This is a genomic window from Streptomyces griseoruber, from assembly GCF_001514205.1.
GTDB classification, from domain to species: Bacteria; Actinomycetota; Actinomycetes; order Streptomycetales; family Streptomycetaceae; genus Streptomyces; species Streptomyces griseoruber.
Map to the genome: position 1 here is coordinate 902,772 of NZ_KQ948763.1, position 16,908 is coordinate 919,679.

Annotated in this window: 12 protein-coding genes and 1 pseudogene; 4 read left to right on the forward strand and 9 right to left on the reverse strand. The window is 70.2% G+C overall.

The window, feature by feature from the left end:
* Window positions 1–7: 7 nt before the first annotated feature.
* The 4 genes from AQJ64_RS03850 to AQJ64_RS03865 are packed head-to-tail and all read right to left on the reverse strand — an operon-like array spanning window position 8 to window position 4,141.
* Window positions 8–1,000 carry an amidohydrolase family protein gene (locus AQJ64_RS03850; RefSeq protein WP_055631502.1) on the reverse strand — a complete coding sequence of 331 codons (993 nt, stop codon included), beginning with the start codon at window positions 998–1,000 and terminating at the stop codon, window positions 8–10.
* Complete coding sequence (locus AQJ64_RS03855; protein ID WP_055631503.1) at window positions 997–2,127, reverse strand: FAD-dependent oxidoreductase; 1,131 nt, start codon at window positions 2,125–2,127, stop codon at window positions 997–999. The genes AQJ64_RS03850 and AQJ64_RS03855 overlap by 4 nt, the downstream gene beginning before the upstream one ends.
* 59 nt (window positions 2,128–2,186) lie before the next feature.
* Window positions 2,187–3,149 (reverse strand): cyclase family protein, encoded by a 963-nt coding sequence (locus AQJ64_RS03860; protein WP_055631504.1) that lies wholly within the window; start codon window positions 3,147–3,149, stop codon window positions 2,187–2,189.
* Entirely contained in the window at window positions 3,146–4,141 is a 996-nt protein-coding gene (locus AQJ64_RS03865) for a fumarylacetoacetate hydrolase family protein (protein ID WP_055631505.1), read from the reverse strand. The genes AQJ64_RS03860 and AQJ64_RS03865 overlap by 4 nt, the downstream gene beginning before the upstream one ends.
* Window positions 4,142–4,283: 142 nt before the next feature.
* Between AQJ64_RS03865 and AQJ64_RS03870 the strand changes: the two genes are divergently transcribed.
* Complete coding sequence (locus AQJ64_RS03870; RefSeq protein WP_055631506.1) at window positions 4,284–5,204, forward strand: LysR family transcriptional regulator; 921 nt, start codon at window positions 4,284–4,286, stop codon at window positions 5,202–5,204.
* Between the two features lie 11 nt (window positions 5,205–5,215).
* Here AQJ64_RS03870 and AQJ64_RS03875 read toward each other — a convergent pair whose 3' ends face one another.
* On the reverse strand, window positions 5,216–5,803 hold the full coding sequence (locus AQJ64_RS03875) for a carboxymuconolactone decarboxylase family protein (protein ID WP_055631507.1): 588 nt from the start codon (window positions 5,801–5,803) through the stop codon (window positions 5,216–5,218).
* A 57-nt stretch (window positions 5,804–5,860) separates the two neighbouring features.
* Entirely contained in the window at window positions 5,861–6,739 is an 879-nt protein-coding gene (locus tag AQJ64_RS03880; RefSeq protein WP_055631508.1) for a helix-turn-helix domain-containing protein, read from the reverse strand.
* A gap of 178 nt (window positions 6,740–6,917) precedes the next feature.
* Between AQJ64_RS03880 and AQJ64_RS03885 the strand changes: the two genes are divergently transcribed.
* The 3 genes from AQJ64_RS03885 to AQJ64_RS50515 are packed head-to-tail and all read left to right on the forward strand — an operon-like array spanning window position 6,918 to window position 10,962.
* On the forward strand, window positions 6,918–8,867 hold the full coding sequence (locus tag AQJ64_RS03885; RefSeq protein WP_055631509.1) for a maleylacetate reductase and hydroxyquinol 1,2-dioxygenase domain-containing protein: 1,950 nt from the start codon (window positions 6,918–6,920) through the stop codon (window positions 8,865–8,867).
* A 59-nt stretch (window positions 8,868–8,926) separates the two neighbouring features.
* A complete protein-coding gene (locus AQJ64_RS03890) occupies window positions 8,927–10,705 on the forward strand; it encodes an FAD-dependent oxidoreductase (protein WP_055631510.1) in 1,779 nt (592 codons plus the stop codon).
* 41 nt (window positions 10,706–10,746) lie between these two features.
* Window positions 10,747–10,962, forward strand: a complete 216-nt coding sequence (locus tag AQJ64_RS50515) for a DUF6083 domain-containing protein (RefSeq protein WP_240512435.1) — start codon at window positions 10,747–10,749, stop codon at window positions 10,960–10,962.
* Between the two features lie 165 nt (window positions 10,963–11,127).
* Here AQJ64_RS50515 and AQJ64_RS03895 read toward each other — a convergent pair whose 3' ends face one another.
* The 3 genes and pseudogenes from AQJ64_RS03895 to AQJ64_RS03905 all read right to left on the reverse strand — a co-directional run bounded on the left by AQJ64_RS03895 (window position 11,128) and on the right by AQJ64_RS03905 (window position 16,660).
* The gene (locus tag AQJ64_RS03895) at window positions 11,128–12,825 is read right to left on the reverse strand and encodes an RICIN domain-containing protein (protein ID WP_055631511.1); all 1,698 of its coding nucleotides are present in this window, start codon (window positions 12,823–12,825) and stop codon (window positions 11,128–11,130) included.
* A 402-nt stretch (window positions 12,826–13,227) separates the two neighbouring features.
* Window positions 13,228–13,899 (reverse strand): annotated as a pseudogene (locus AQJ64_RS45260) (SpoIIE family protein phosphatase); the annotation flags it as partial.
* A gap of 982 nt (window positions 13,900–14,881) precedes the next feature.
* The gene (locus AQJ64_RS03905) at window positions 14,882–16,660 is read right to left on the reverse strand and encodes a PucR family transcriptional regulator (protein ID WP_206189596.1); all 1,779 of its coding nucleotides are present in this window, start codon (window positions 16,658–16,660) and stop codon (window positions 14,882–14,884) included.
* Window positions 16,661–16,908: the final 248 nt, after the last annotated feature.

The following is a 16,908-nucleotide window of genomic DNA, read 5'->3' on the forward strand; positions in this document are numbered from 1 at the left end:
CGTGGCCTCAGACAAGGCGCAGCAGCGATGCCGCGTTGGCACCGCGGATGGCGTGGTAGTCGAGATCGGGCAGGTCGGCGTCGCGCAGGGCGGCCAGCGGGTCGTCGGTGCCCATGTCGAAGGGGAAGTCGGAGCCCAGCAGCACTCGGTCGGCGCCCGCGCTGCGGATCAGCTCGCGCAGGACGGACGGTTCGTGGACGAGCGAGTCGAAGTACAGCCGCTTGAGGTAGCTGCTGGGCGGGTGGGCGCAGCCGCGGGCGTCGGGGCGGACCCGCCAGGCGTGGTCGGAGCGGCCGATGTGGCCGGGGAGGTATCCGCCTCCGTGCGCGGCGATCAGCTTCAGCTCCGGGTGCCGGTCCAGGACCCCGGAGAAGATCAGATGAGACAGCGCGACGGCGTTCTCGGTGGGCTGGCCGACGGTGTTGGACAGATACCAGCGGTCCAGGCGCTCATCGAGGGTGCAGCCGTAGGGGTGGAGGAAGAGCAGCGCCCCGGTCTCCTCGGCGCGGGTCCACAAGGGTTCGTAGGCCGGATCCGACAGTTCGAGGCCGGGTGCGTGCGAGGAGAGCTCGACGCCCGACAGGCCCTGCTCCAGGGCGTGTTCGAGAGCTTCGACGGCCAGGCGCGGATGCTGGAGCGGGACCAGCCCGAGACCGCGCAGTCGCTCCGGGGCCTGGGCGCAGTGCGCCGCGGTACCGGTGTTGGCCAGCTCCCACACGGTGCGGGCGAGGTCTTCGTCGGCCCAGTAGTGGTAGTCGGGGACAGGGGACACCAGCTGTACGTCGACACGGCAGGCGTCCATCGCGGCCAGCCGGGCCTTGACATCCGTCAGCTTGGGGATACGGTCGCGGATCATCGGCCCGTTGACGGCGAGGGCCTGCGGGCCGGCCCGGCGGGCCTCCAGTTCGCGGGCGGCGGCCCGTTCCGGCCGCCCGGCCACGGTTTCCTCGACCTCGGGGAGCAGGACGTGGGCGTGGACGTCGATGGTCGGCGTTGTCACGGCAACTCCGTCAGCGCGGTCATCGTGCGGCCGATCAGACCGGGCACGTCGGCGTCGCGGACCCCGTCCAGCTGCCACTGGCAGATCTGGACGGAGCCGTCGACCACCATCCGGACCCGGGGGACGCGGCGCTCGTAGTAGGCGGTGAGCAGGTCGTCGTCCCAGACGTCGTGGGCGGCGAGCAGTTCCGCGAGGACCAGTGCGTCCTCCAGGGACATCGCGGCGCCCTGGGCGAGCGTGGGAGGACAGGAGTGCGCGGCGTCGCCGACGAGGACGACGCGGCCCCGGTGCCAGGAGCCCTCGACCAGGTGCCGGGTGAACCAGGTGTAGTTGACCTTCTTCGGGTCGGTGATGGACTCGCGGATCTCGTTCCAGGCGCCGCCGTATCCCTCGGCGAGACGGCGCATCTCATCGGCGTGGGTGTCGGGGTCGAGGCTCGCCCGGTCCCGCTTCGGTTCGACGAGGTACGCGTAGAGGGTGTTCTGGCCTGTGGGGGTGTAGCCGGCGATGTAGCAGGGCCCTCCGTAGGTGAGGTCGGTGCGCTCGACGCTCTGGGGACGCGGGGCGGAGACGCGCCAGATGCCCATGCCGACAGGCTCGGGCCGCTCGCTGATACCGATCAGTGCGCGGGTGGCGGAGTGCAGCCCGTCGGCGGCGACGACCAGGTCGTACCGTCCGGTGGTGCCGTCGCTGAAACCGACGTCGACCCCGGTCCCGTCCTGCTCCAGGCTCTGGACGGTGGTGCCGAGCCGGACCCGGGCGCCGGATCCTCGTACCGCCTCGGTGAGGATGCGCTGGAGGTCGGCGCGCTGCATGCCGACGACGGCGGGAAAGTCGGGGCCGCCGGTGCGGTGGTCCGGCTGGACGTGCAGCACGGTCCCGTCGGGGGCGGTGAGGCCGAGGGTGTCGAATCCGAAGCCGTGCTTCTCGGCTTCCTCCCACACTCCGATCTCGCGCAGGACGCGCAGAGCGTTGCCCTGGGTGGTGATTCCGGATCCGGAGACGTTCCAGTCGGGTCTGATTTCGACGAGGTCGACGTCGATGCCGGCTTTGCGGAGCAGGACGGCCAGGCCGTTTCCTGCGGTACCGCCGCCGACGACGAGGACGCTGCGGGCGTCGCTGCTCATGACCAACTCCCTTGTTGGACGCGGATGGGGTGGGACTGCGGGTTCTGCGGGGGGACGGGCTATTTGACGGCGATGGGGTTGACCGGGGAGCCGACGGCGCGGGTGATGGGCAGGGGTGCGGCGGTGAGCCAGAACTCGTACGCGCCGTCGCCCGCGCAGTCGGCGGCGAGGGCGTCGAGGTCCCACATCTCGCCGATGAGCAGTCCGATGTGGGGGATGGCGACCTGGTGCAGGGGCTGGAAGGCGTGGTCGAACTCGTTGGGCCGCACCTCGAAGCCCCAGGTGTCGGTGGCGATCGCGGCGATCTCGGTGCGGTGCAGCCAGCCCGCAGCGGTGAAGGAGAGGCCGGGCGAGTCACCGCCCGCGTAGTCGCCCCAGCCCTCGCGGCGGACCCGGGCCAGCTGGCCGGTGCGGACGAGGACGATGTCACCGCGGCCGACACCGACGCCATGCGCATCGGCGGTGGCGGTCAGGTGCTCCTCGGTGATGGCGAAGCCGTCCGGCAGTTCGCCGTCCCGGCCCAGGACCAGTCCCACGTCGAGGAGGACGCCGCGCCCGGCCACATGCGGGGCCATGTGCTCGATACCGGTCACCAGGTCGCCCTCGGCGGTGACCACCTTCTCCGCGTCGCGTCCGTTCCACGCCTTGCCGTGGTCGAAGATGTGGCCGAGCCCGTCCCACTGGGTGGAGCACTGCAACGGCATGGTGATGACGTCGTCGGCGCCGCCGATGCCGTGCGGAAAGCCCTGGTTGTCGAGGGCCGCGTCGGTGCCGGTGGTCAGCATGGTGTGGATGGGGTTGGTGCGCCGCCGCCAGCCCCTCTGCGGGCCGTCCATGTCGAAGCTCTGCGAGAGGGAGAAACTGATACCCCGCCGGATGAGGGCCGCGCCCTCGCGGCGCTTGGCCTCGTCGAGGAAGTTCAGGGTGCCCAGCACGTCGTCGTCGCCCCAGCGGCCCCAGTTGCTGTACGCCTTGGCGGCCTCGGCTATGGCACCCACGGGATCGGTGTGGTCCAAGGTCATGACGGCTTCTCCGCGACGCATCGGGTGCGCTGGGCACCGAGGCCGGTGATGGTCCCCTCCATGACGTCGCCGTCACGCAGCAGCCGCCCCCAGTGCATCCCGTTGCCGGCCGGGCTGCCGGTCAGCACCAGGTCGCCGGGGAGGAGCTGGGCCGATTGGGAGACGTAGGACACCATGCGTGCGACACCGAAGATCATGTCCTTGGTGGACTCGTCCTGCATGGTCTCGCCGTTCAGCTTCAGCGTGACCCGCAGATCACCGGAGTCCGCGATCGACTCGGTCGGCACGATCCACGGGCCGAGCGGGGTGAAGCCGGGGGCGTTCTTGCTGCGCAGCCAGTCGGTGCCGATGGCGGGCATGTCCTGGCGGAAGACGGTGGCGCGGTCGGTGAGGTCGTTGGCCATCGTGTACCCGGCGACGTACGTCAGGGCTTCCTCGACGGAGACCCGGTGGGCGGGCTTGGCGATCACGGCCGCCAGCTCCAGTTCCCAGTCCGGCTTCTCGGCCCAAGCGGGGAGTACGACGTCGTCGTACGGGCCCGTGATCGCGCTGGGCAGGCCGATGAACACGTACGGCAGGTCCTCGGCTGCCCGCCGGTCCATGACCGCGGCGATCTCCGCACGTGCCTCCTCGACGGTGCGCGGGTCGTCGGGGGAGCGGTGGGCGACTGCAAGGTCGATCACGTGCTGCCGGTAGTTGGCACCGGACTGGAAGATCTGCCGCGGCTCCACGGGGGCGTGTATCCGCAGACCGTCCAGCGGCAGCCAGTCACCGGCCGTATCCGCCGCCAGACCGCGCAGACGGGGCAGGACCTCGTCCCAGCGCTCCAGCAGCGTGCGCACAGTGAGTTCTGGTGCGCCCAGCGCGGTACGCAGGTCCAGCACGCGGGCGTCCGACAGGACGAGAGCGGGAAAGGGCGTCCTGCCTGGTGCGCTGACGGTACCGAGGGCGAAGGAGCCGGAGAAGAGCGGTGAATCAACATCACGTTTCACGGATGTGTCCTCTCAGTGGCGGTGCGACTAATCTGGCCGTCCCGAATCAATTGGGGAAATCGATTCACCGGATGAAGCTCATCGGTGTCACCGATGAGCTTCAGGTCTCGTCTCCGACGGCCGACCAGCGCTCGGGAGTGTCATGCATTTGGCCAGCCTTGACCTGAATCTTCTGGTGGCTCTGCGCGCTCTGCTGGAGGAACGCAACGTCACCAGGGCGGGGCAGCGCATCGGGCTCAGCCAGCCGGCGATGAGCGGCGCCCTCGCGCGACTGCGCCGGCATTTCGACGACGAGCTCCTCTTCAGGACCGGCAACAACTACGAGCTGACCGCCCTCGGCCAGGCGCTGCTGGACCGGACGGCCCGGGCCTGCGACATGGCGGAACGGGTCTTCAGCAGCCAGGCCGAGTTCGATCCCGTCCAGGACGGCCACGAGTTCAAGATCATCGCTTCGGACTACGCCGTGACGGTCTTCGGCACCGAACTGACCCGCATCCTCCACGCGGAGGCGCCCGGCGTCCGGCTCCATTTCGAGCTGACTCCCGCCACGGTCACCGAGGAGACAGCCGCACTGCTGAGCACCACTGACGGGATGCTCCTGCCCCACGGCTTCATCAGCGGCTACCCGGCGGTCGAGGTCTTCCAGGACCGCTGGGTCTTCGTGGTCTCACGGGACAATGCCGAGGTGGGGGACGCGCTCACGCCCGACGATCTGAACCGGTTGCCCTGGGTGACGTATCGGCGGCTGTACGACACGACGTCCACCCGGCAGCTGAGCATGCTCGGCATCGAGCCCCGCTCGGAGGTCTCCGCCGACACCTTCCAGGCACTGTGCTTCCTCGTCGCCGGAACCCGCAGAATCGCCCTCGTCCAGGCCCGGCTCGCCGAGCGACTGCGCGAAACGGCCGGCATCCGCGTCATGGAGCCGCCGCACGGCATGGTGCCCCTCCACGAAGCCCTGTGGTGGCACCCCGTACACACGCACGACGCGGCGCACATGTGGCTTCGCGAGACCATCGCGCGCGTCGCGAAACGGATGGCAGAGCGCTCACCGGAGGGGTGACCATGCTGCCCTCAGGGCGCCGAGGGCCTTGGCCTGCCTTCCTCACCTGCGAAGACGCGGAGCTGCAGGGCGAGGGTGGAGTAGTAGCCCACCAGGGTCGTCAGCTCGAACAGGCCGCGTTCACCAATCGCCGACACCGCCGTGCGGTACTCGTCGTCGCCCAGGCTGCCGGAGCGCAGCAGCGAGGCCGTGGTCCGCAGGGCGGTCGTCTCGTCCGGGTCGGTCACGTCCGGCAGCACACCGGAGCGCAGTGAGGCGAGTTCCTCCTCGGTCAGACCGCAAGCGCGCCCCACGGCTTCGTGCGCTTCTCGTTCGAACGCGCTGCCCCAGTGCGCGGCGACGAGGAGCACAGCCATTTCACGCACGCGGTCGCTGAGAGAGGACCGGTAGCGCACCGCCGCACCCACGGTCTGTAGCGCGGCTCCGACCGGAGGACTGAGCAGCATCGCGTTGAACGGCCCCCGAAGCCGTCCCTCGCTGTCGGTGAGGGCGAAGAGCTGAGGACCGGCGGCACGGGGGCCTCCGGAGATCGACCGGTAGACGGCGGCTTGTTCCTCGCTCATATCGCCGGGAAGAAACCCGGCCAGGCGGGCGACCATCGTCGCTCCCTTCGTTCGGTGCCGGGGAACTATAGCCGCGCCGATCACCGGAGTGAGTCAGCCCTCGCGGCGCAGCGCGGCCGGCGTCGTACCGAGGTGCGAGCGGATCACCCGGGTCAGGTGTTCCTGGTGGGAGAAGCCGCAGGCGGCCGCCACCTGGGCGATGGGCATGGATCCGGCGCGCAGGAGGCGAGCGGCCCGCTCCACGCGCAGCCGCACGAGGTACCGGTGCGGAGGGCATCCCGTGCGAGCCCTGAAACGCCGGGCGAACTGGCTGACACCGAGCCCCGCGGCGGAGGCGAGGTCCTCCAGCGACAGCGGCTCGGAAAGCCGGGCGTTCATGAGTTCCCGAACGGCCGTGAACTGCCGGTCGCTCAGACCCACTTGCCACTGCGTCGGCTCGGCGACGCGTTGCCGCACGCTGTGGCGGCGGGCCAGCTGGGCGGCGGTCATGAGGGCGAGCTGATCCGCATAGGTGCTCCCGCTGGGCTCCCAGTGCCGAACCACACCGTCGAGCGCCAGAACGAGCTGCTCCAGCAGCTGATCCGTGGTGCCGAACTCCTCCTTCAGCCGCACCGGCCGGCCGTCCTCCGCCGTCGCCTGGAGGGCCACGTCCGACAGGTAGACGTGCACCGTGTTCAGATGACCGCCGAGTTCCACGTCCAGCTCCGTGTCGGCCGGATGCAGGAACAGGCCACCGGGCGGAACCTGCCGTGCGGCCGTCAACCCCCGGCGTCCCCTCCGGACCGTGACGGGGCCGTCCAGATGCAGGATCACCAAGTGGCTGCCGGCTCCCTGAAAGGCGTCCCGATACGGCAGTTCCCGTTGCGTCGACAGATACAACTGCTCCCAGCCGAGTCCCGTGCTGGTGCGGACGGGACGCACCCCGGGCCGCGTCAGGATGCCGTGGGTGTCACCGAGGCCCATCTCGCTCATGAGGCCCTCCTTCGGGGCACGGTCCTGCTGCCCTCCGGCACAGGCGGGCAAGCACGGACCGAGCCGCGGCCGACGCCGTTTTTGTGCAAGACGATGCGGAGATTATGCAGGAACGGCCGGCGCACGGCCTCCAATACTGCGGGAGACCCACTGGCCCCGCAGCACGGAGAGCAGCTTCATGAGGAGTTTTGTGCACACCACCGGCCCGAGCCGGGTGGTCTTCGGCGCGGGTACGCTCTCGCAGGTCAGCGATGAGGTCGAGCGTCTCGGCGGGGCCCGGGTACTGCTCCTCTCCGACGGATCACCGGCCCTGCGCAAGGACGTCGAACGGCTCCGCGCAGCCCTGGGCGACCTGGCGGTGGCCGAGTTCGACGGCGCGGCCATGCACACCCCCGTCGGGGTGACCGAGCAGGCCCTGGGAACGGTGCGCGAGCAGCGCGTGGACTGTCTGGTGGCGATCGGCGGCGGCTCGACGACCGGCCTCGCGAAGGCCCTTGCCGTCCGCACGGACCTGCCCCAGATCATCGTGCCGACCACCTACGCCGGCTCCGAGGCCACCCCCGTGCTCGGCGAGACGGTGGACGGCCGGAAGGTCACCCGGTCCGCCCCCGGGATCCTGCCGGAAACGGTCGTGTACGACATCGAGCTCACCCTCGGACTACCGGCCCCGATATCGGTGACCAGCGGCGTCAACGCACTGGCCCACGCCGTGGAAGCCCTCTACTCGCCAGACGCCACTCCGGTCACCGACGCCATGGCCCTGGAGGCGGTCGCCGCCATCGCCCGTGCCCTCCCCGCCCTCCACGACGACCCGTCCGCCCTGGAGGCGCGGGCGGAGCTGCTGCAGGCGGCGTGGCTGGCGGGCACCTGCCTCGGCGCCGTCGGCATGGGACTGCACCACAAGCTCTGCCACACGCTGGGCGGGACCTTCGGCCTGCCACACGCCGACACCCACACCGTGGTCCTTCCGCACGCCATGGCATACAACGCGGCCGCCGCCCCGGACGCGATGGACCGCGTCGCGCGTGCCCTGGGCGTGCCCGACGCTCCCACGGGCGTCTTCGACCTGATCCGCAGGGTCGGCGGGCCGACGTCACTGCGTGAACTCGGCATGGCCGAGGCCGACCTGAACCGCGCGGCCGAAGCGGCCACCGCGCAGCCGTACCCGAACCCGCGCGAGGTGACCCGCACCGGGCTCGCCGGGCTGCTGCGGGACGCCTGGCAGGGCCGCCGCCCGCAGCCGACGGCCGGCTCCGCGCTCGACCTGCGGGCGCTGACCGGCGAGGTCGTGGCGAGCTTCGACGGCTGCGCGAACCCGCGCCTGCGGCAGCTGCTGAGCGACCTCGCCCGCACCCTGCACTCCTACGCGATCCGCAACGACCTCACCCCGCGGGAGTGGCAGCGGGCCGTCGACTTCCTCACCGAGGCCGGCCACCTCACCACCGACACACGGCAGGAGTTCATCCTCCTCTCAGACACCCTCGGCGTGTCCAGCGTCGTGGACGCCCTCGCCAACTCCCGTACGCCGGAAGCGACTTCCTCCGCGATCCTCGGGCCCTTCTACGTCGCTGGGCCGCCCGCCGCCGGGCACGGCAGCGACATCGCGGGCGGCCTGACGGGCACGCCGATGTGGGCGGACATCACGGTGACCGGCCAGGAGGGGGAACCGGTCGCCGATGCCGTGGTGGACGTCTGGCAGTCCAACGAGGACGGCTTCTACGACGTCCAACTCCCCGACCTGGACGGGCCGGTACTGCGCGCCCGGTTCACCACCGGCGCCGACGGGCGGTTCACGTTCTGGTCGATCCTCCCGTCGGAGTACCCCATCCCGGACGACGGCCCGGTCGGCCGGATGCTGTCCGCCGTGGGCCGCCACCCCTACCGGGCACCGCACGTGCACTTCCTGATCAGCGCACCAGGCCACCAGCCGCTGGTGACCCAGCTGTTCGTCCGCGGCGGCGCCTACCTCGACGGAGCCCCCGGGCAGCGCGACGCGGTCTTCGGCGTCAAGGACGACCTCATCACCGACTTCGTCCGGCACACCGGCCCGACGCCCGACGGCCGGCCGGTCGACGGCGAGTGGCGCCTGCTCGAGTTCACCTTCCGCATCGCGCGCCCCGGGCACTGAGCACGCCGGCCCACCCCCTGACCCCGCGACGGCCTTCCCACGGACTCCACGGAGACAGCATGAGCACCCCTGAGCACTACGACACCGACGTCCTCGTCATCGGCAGCGGCCCGGCCGGCGGCACCGCGGCCCTGCTGCTGGCCACCTACGGGGTACGCACCCAGCTGGTCACCAAGTACGGATGGCTCGCCGACACACCGCGCGCCCACATCACCAACCAGCGCTGCATGGAGGTCTTCCGCGACCTCGGGATCGAGCGGGAGGCCCTGGAGAAGGGCACCCCCAGCCACCTGATGGGCGACACCGTCTTCGCCACCTCACTCCTCGGCGACGAGATCGGCCGCATCCGCACCTGGGGCACCGGCGACGAGAGCCTGACCGAGTACGCCGCCCAGAGCCCCTGCGGGATGATCGACCTCCCGCAGACCTACCTGGAACCCATCCTCCTGTCCAACGCCGCCCGGCGGGGCGCCGTGATCCGGCTGAACACCGAGCTGATCGACTTCGAGCAGGACGCCGACGGCGTGACCGCGCGCCTGCGCGACCGGCCCAGCGGCACCGAACACACCGTCCGGGCCCGCTACATGATCGGCGCCGACGGCGGTCGCAGCATCGTCGCCGACAAGCTCGCACTGCCCGTGGAGGGGCGGATGGGCAAGGCCGGAAGCATGAACATCGTCTTCAGGGCCGACCTCGCCCGGTACGTCGAGCACCGTCCCAGCGTCCTGTACTGGATCATGCGGCCGGGCGCCGACGTCGGCGGCATCGGCATGGGCCTGCTGCGCATGGTCCGGCCCTGGAACGAGTGGCTCATCGTCTGGGGCTACGACATCGACAACCCCCCGCCGGAGGTCACCGACGAAGCGGCGGCGGCGATCGTCCGCGACCTCGTCGGTGACGAGGAACTCGACGTGCGGATCGACAGCGCCTCCCTGTGGACCGTCAACCACGCCTACGCGACACGACTGCACAGCGGACGCGTCTTCTGCGCCGGAGACGCCGTCCACCGTCACCCGCCGTCCAACGGCCTCGGCTCCAACACCTCCGTCCAGGACTCCTACAACCTGGCCTGGAAGCTGGCGGCCGTCATCAACGGGCACGCCGGACCCGAACTGCTGGACACCTACACCGACGAACGGGCCCCCGTCGCCCGGCAGATCGTCGAACGCGCGAATCTCTCCCGGGACCAGTTCCTCCCCCTGTTCGAGGCCCTCGGCGTCGTGGGCGGCGGCGAGAAGGGCATATCCGAGGCCCTGGAGGCGGCCCGCCGGCCGGATGCCGAGGGCGCCGGGAAACGGCGGGCCATCCGCGAGGCGATCGAGCTGAAGCACTACGAGTTCAACGCCCACGGCGTCGAGCACAACCAGCGCTACACGTCCGCGGCCGTCATCCCCGACGGCACCGCCGAGGCGGTCACCCGCGACGACGAACTCTTCGGACGCCCGACCTCCCGCCCCGGCGCCAAGCTGCCGCACGCCTGGCTCGTCGACGACAAGGGCGGGCGGATCTCGACCCTCGACCTGATCGGCAAGGGCGGCTTCACAGTCCTGACCGGCCTGGCCGGCACCCCATGGGCCGACGCCGCCGGCATCCTGGCCGGGGAACTCGGCCTCGACCTGCGCGGCGTCGTCATCGACCGCGACGCGCACGACGCGTACGGCGACTGGAGCCGCCGTGCGGAGATCGACGAGGAGGGCGTGCTGCTCGTCCGCCCCGACGGGTACGTGGCCTGGCGTCGGCCGAGTGGAGCCGCCGACATCACCGAGGCGACCCGGCTGCTGCGGGAAGCGCTGACCGCGGTGCTCTGCCGGCCTGCACCCGGGCCCGCTGACGCGTGAACAGGCCGAGCAAGCACCGCAGGTCAGCCTGCATCGGCCAGATGAGGAGCAGCACCGAACCATCGGCAGTCAGCGCGCTCGTCGACTTCCGCCGGCATGTCAGCTCAGGCGTCGCTCATCCCGCAGGCGACGGCGGAGCCTGGTGTCGTCTGGCCCATGCCGTCACCTTCCCCGCACGCGACGCCATGGCCTGCCCGTCGGCCTCCGGGCTCGCTGGCCTGCGACGGACACTGGCACTTCACACCCGCCGCCTCTGATCGACTCCGGTGCATTCAGACCCTGGGTGACGCCGGGCGATCCCTCGCCAACCCCGGAGGTCTGCTGACCGGCACGCCCCATCGTGCAGTTCCTCCACGTCCGCTACCTCGCCTGACGAAATGCGCCCCCATCGAAGCGATGGGGGCGCATTTCGTCATCTTCGCCTACTTGAGCGCTGTACCGCCCGAGTTGTGATAGGCGATCGTCTTGCGGATCAGGTTTCCGCCGTCGGTCTCGGCCGTTGTCTGTTCCTGCTGTCCTGGACCGAAGAGCAGGCCGGCGACATGGGCGTTCGCGACCTGGTCCATGTGTGCGAAGAACCAGTCCACCTTGTCGTCCTTGTAATGGTTGAGGGTGTTGTTCTGCGCCATGTTGCCCACGGGGATCTGCCACAGGACCACCGGCTTGCCCACGGACTCGGCCATCGTCTTGTAGAACTGCAGCGCGGCGGCGGCCTTCTGGTCGTTCCAGAAGTGGTCACTGCCGCCGTGGGCCGGCTGTGCGTACCAGCCCGCGTCGCGGTCCGACACGTCGGTGGCCAGGAAGTCGGCGTTCTGCGCCCCGAGGTTCGCGTAGTCCTTGACGCATGCCTGTGTGTTGGTCTGCCAGTCGAAGCAGGAAAGGTGCAGCCCCACGGCGGTGTTCGGCGCGTACTTGTGTGCCATCGAGATCAGGCAGCGGGCGAGTCCGGCGGCGCTGTTCTCCTGCGATCCGCAATCCGTCGGATTCGCGCCCGAGACCTGTGCGGGAACCTGGTGCGGATTGCCGAGCGACCGGACGTAGCCCCAGAAGTCGGGCTCGAGGTCGATCGCTTCGTGCGACGTGCCGATCTTCTGGAGGAAGAACCGGTAGTCGTTCAGGTACCGGGTGAGCAGGTCGAGCCGGTTGATGGCCTTGACCTCGCCCGGACCGTCGCCCTGGCCTGCCGCATCCCCGAGGTCGCGCAACGAGTACCAGGTCCAGAGCATCTTCTGCGGACGCGCGCTGCCCTTGTACGTCGCCTGGGCCACCACACTGTCCCGCCAGGTCACGTAAGTGCCGGGCGCCGTGGTGCTGCCGTTCCAGCAGCCCCACCAACCCGACCAGTCGTCGTGGCAGCGCGCCGCCGAGTAGTAGTCAGACGAGGGCGCGGGCTGGCTGTGCACATAGGCGTACCGCACGTCGAACGGCGCGGCGGCCGCCGAGGCGTCGGACACCGAGCCGCCGATGAGCACCGTGCTGCTGCCCATGAATCGTGTCGTCGAGCTGCCGCCACCGGCCACGGGAGACGGCGTGGACGACGGCGTCGACGACGGGTGCGAGCTGCTCGGATCCGGGCTGGTGGGAACGCTGCTGCTCGGCGCGGTGGGCGTACCGGAGCTGCCGACGCTCCCGACCGGGACGAGTTTCCACTGCTGATCGGCGCCGCCCCGGTTGCGGTTCTGGACGACACCGCTCCCGTTGGCTTTGGCGGCGTTGTGGACATCGACGGCCATGCCACTGAAGCGATTGACCAAACGCACGTAGCCGTTCGGCGACTTGGCCAGTTTGAACTGCTGGTTGGCGCCGTTCAGGTCTGTCCACTGCACGATGGCGGAGCCGGCGGTCTTCGACCAGCCGAGGTCGTCCAGCACCTTGCCGGAGGTCCGGTTCTGCAGCCGGTAGTACCCGTCACCCGCGTCGATGAACCGCCACTGCTGGTCGGGGCCGCCATGACGGCTCCACTGCACCACCGCCGCGCCGTCGTTCTTGGCGGAGGCGCGGTCGTCCAGCACCTTGCCGCTGTTGCGGTTGACCAACACGTACCACTTCTTCAGATCCAGGGTCTTTTGCTGCGCCGAAGCCTGGCTGACCACGACGGCCGAGCCGGCCACGACCACCATGGTGAGACCCGCCCAGAGACCCCGACGCGCGAGCAACCGACGGCCACGATGCTTCGGCTGACCACCGCGCGCGCCACCGTCGGCACGGAGGCCGCCGACGGGGGACGCCACCGCTGACGTGGGTGGGCCGGGGACATGTCTGTGCTCTCGTTCCGGGGACACGTCTGTGCTCTCTTTCAGCCGTTGCATCTGACCGACCACCTGGCCGGACAACACCGAGTGGTCCCAGAGGCCGAAAAGGTTGCCGCGAAGAGCCACCGATTTTTTTCGCGTTGACCGCTTCCCGTTCGCTGCGGAGCGCGGCACGGCTGACGTCGGCGGTGGCGAACGCCTGATGGCCGCTCCCGGCCCTGCCGCCTACCGCGCACCACGCCCGCTACTGGACTTCCCCGCGGATGAAGATCAATGCTGCGCAGGGGTGAGGGGTAGCCCGGCCCGGATCGTCTTGCCGGTCCGGGTGTGACGGCTGCCCCACCGCTGGGCGAGCTGGGCGACGATGAGGAGTCCCCGGCCGCCTTCGTCGGACAGGCGGGCGCGTCGCAGATGCGGGGCCATGCTGCTGGCGTCGCTGACCTCGCGGATCAACGCCGTGTCACGGTTGAGCCGCAGGTGGATCGGTGGGGATCCGTAGTGTATGGCATTCGTGATCAGTTCGCTCATCACGAGTTCCGCGGTGAAGGCGCTTCCTGCTGGTGCCAGGCGGCCAGACGCTCACAGGCGAGTTCACGGGCCGGGGCCACGACGGAGGGTTCGGCCGGCAGTTCCCAACTGGCGGCCTGGCTGGTGCCAAGGGTCCTGGTCCGGGTCAGAAGGAGAGCGACGTCGTCCGTCTGGGGGCTGAGGGAGTAGGTCGTGCAGGATCCGGTCGCAGGTCTCCTCCAGCGGGCGGCCGGGTTCGGCGAGCCCGGAGCGCAGGAGCTCGCAGGCGTCGTCCAGGTCGCGGACCTGGGATTCGATCAGTCCGTCCGTGTACAGGGCGAGGACGCTGCCTTCGGGGACGTGGAACTCGGCGGCCTCGGAGGGCATGCCGCCCAGGCCCAGAGGCGGCCCGGCTGTCGGCGGATATCCGCCCGGACACAATCTGCCAGGGCCGGCTCCTCGGCGAAGCCCGGAAGACCGCCAACCCGGTCCGCCTCATGCGTGTGTTCGGTGTCTGCAACGTGGCTGAGACGAGACCCGGACCATGATTCACACCCATGTCGGCTACCCCACGACTTCCGCGTGGTGTTGCCGTCGTCTCGAGCGTGTCGAACGGCTCATGCGCCAGGCCGGCCTCGCCGGGATCAGCCCCCGCCGGGGCAGGGGTTCCACCCGCCGGGACCCAGGCGCCGACCTCGCCCCTGACCTGGTGCAACACGACTTCACCGCGGACAGACCGAACCGATTGCGGGTCACCGACCTGACCATGGTCACGACGCTGGAGGGGCCGTTGTGGCTGTCCGCGATCCGGGCACCGCCTCGGTCCGGCCCTGTGCCGATCCCTCGACGGGAGCGGCCGAAGGAGTGGGCGGCCCGCTGGCAGCGGGACGGCCTTCGCCCGGGGCGGAGGCCTGTTCGGCGGCGTACTGCTCGGGGGTGAGCTCGGCGGCCGGGGGAGGAGGCGGAGGGGTCGTCTTCCTGGCTCCGCCCAGGGTGCGGCCGGTGCGTCGGGTGGGGGCTTCATGCGTTCGGTCATGCTGCGGCCAGCTTCTTCATCAGCTCGGCGTACTCGCTCAGCTCGGTCGGGATCTCGCCGAAGGCCTCCATGTAGTGCACCCAGGAGTGGATGGTGGGCAGGCGTGGCCTGTGCCTGGGCTGCCGACCGGTGTTGGTTCGTGATCAATAATTTGCTAGGCGGCGGCATGCGGCTGGTACAGCGGCAGAATTCGCATAGTTGCAGATCAAGGATGGTCGTTGCCGCGATGGGAGGGGGTGGGGTCGAAATCTGGGTCGAATGCGTTCTTGGTCTGCTGGTGGTACACCTGCCCACGCGGCTCTGACCAGCATGCATGGGGAGTTGAAAGTCCAGTATCGGAATCACTGGTCCGCGTCTGGTCCGGATCGTTCCAGCAGAGCATCAGCCGGGTCCGCCCAGCACGATCCTCCACACCCGGGTCGCCACCTGGAGGTTCAGCCGGTCCTCGACGTTCGCGAGGTCGTTGCCGCTGATGTCACGGATGCGCTGGAGCCGATAGCGCAGCGTGCTGCGGTGGATCGCGAGGGATTCGGCGGTCTCGTCGTAGTTGCCGCCGCAGTCGAAGTACCGGGTCAGGGTCTCCACCATGGCCGCGTGATGCCGGGAGTCGTAGTCGATGAGCTGCCCGAGCCACTCCTGGACGAACGTCTCCAGCTCCCGGTAGTCGTTGCCAGGTCCCAGGATGCGGTAGAGGCCAAGCTCGTCGAAGAACGTCGTGCCGTAGCGCTCGCGGGAGTGGCGGCGCACTTCCAGGGCGCGCTGCGCCTCCTGGTAGTGGTGGGGGATGTCGTCCAGGGAGTCGCAAGGGGCGCTCACCCCGATCGTCCCGGACCGGGTCCCGGTCTCCCGGGTGAGCGCCTCGTACAACGCGCGGACGTGCGGTCTGCCGTCGGCGACCAGGACGACGTGGTCGGAACGGCGGGTCAGCAGCGAGCGCATGCCCACGGCAGAGGCCGCCCGGCTCACCGTCTGCGCGAAGGAATCGTCCACAGTCCGGTTCGACCACTGCACCACGACGATGTAGTGGCTGCGGTGCAGGTCGTGTCCGACTGCCTCGGACCGGGCGTAGGCGCTCGCCTCGTCCGTCCCTGCCAGGAGGTCGTCGACCAGCTCGCGGTGCAGCCTCAGCTCCACTGCGGCCAGATTGCGCAGGTGCGCCAGCTCCAGGGCCAGCGACGTGGCGGCGTGTTCCAGCGCGAGCACGGTGTGCTCGTCGGCCTCGTCCAGGGCGTCGACCAGGGCCAGCACGCCCAGGATCTCGCCGTGCGGGCGGATCAGGGTGATCAGCCGGTCCTTTATCCGCACCGGCCCGGCCTCCCGGGCGACGGCGTGCAGCATTTCGTCCTGGCGCACGGGGTCCGGTTCCGGATAGGGGTCGGGGCGGCTGGGACCGGCCCAGGACCTCAGCCGACCGAAGCGGTCCTCGACCAGCGCGGGGAGCCCGGTGAGCCTGTGCAGTGCGCGGGTGATGGCTTCCTCGCCGCCGCCCGAGGCAGCGACGTCGGCCATGAGCGCGTGAACGGCCCGCTGGTACCCCAGCTCAGCCACGACGGAGATCAGCTGCCGCTGGAGGGCTGTGTGTTCCTTCCTCAGCCGGTGCAGCTCCAGCGCGTCCTCGCGACGGCGGCGGTGTGCGTGGGCGACGGACAGTGCAGCGGCGGTGTGCCGGACGAGCGTGGCGAGCAGGGAGTGCTCGGCCTCGGTGGGCCGGGAGCGGGACGTCACCACGAGGTAGCCGTGGAGTCTCTCCAGTCCGCGTAGCCCCAGGGCCCGGCCCCAGGGCCTGCCGGGTACGGTCACGGGGCCGTCCTGCCCGGCCAGCTCCCGCACCCTCCGGTCCACGGCCAAGGCATGGATCTGCCCGTTCCTCGGGCTGGGGACCAGGTCGCCGTCCACCTTGAGGTATCCGGCCTCGGCGCTGTACGGCCCTGCGGCGGCTATGTGGTCCATGGCCAGGCTCAGGATCTCGCCTTCGTCCGGGGTGTCGAACAGGGCGCGGGAGAGCACCGTCAGCTTGCGGAGGGCATGGTCGGCCGGGGTTGAAGCGGGTGGGCGGGGCCCTCGCCGCACGGTCGTGGGGTGCCGCCCGCCGCCCCGCGGAAGGCCGCCCTCCCGGTCGGAGCAGCGGTGGTACAGGCTGTGCGCCCGGCTGCCGGCCATGGGATCACTCCGTTCTCCCCGAGCCCTCAGGGAAGCGAGCGGTGTTCCGCGTACCCGCTCACAGGCCGGCCTATCCGAGATGTTCGGATTATTCCTCTCGTACTCGTGGGGCGATCCGACCCGTGCATTTCTGACTCGCCAGGCGCAGGCGTGGAGCCAATCGGCTCGCCACGCTGGGGACTGTTCGAAACCCTCCGTGCGCACCGGCAGAGAAAGGGCTGGGCGATGACCGGGCAGCATCGCAGGCC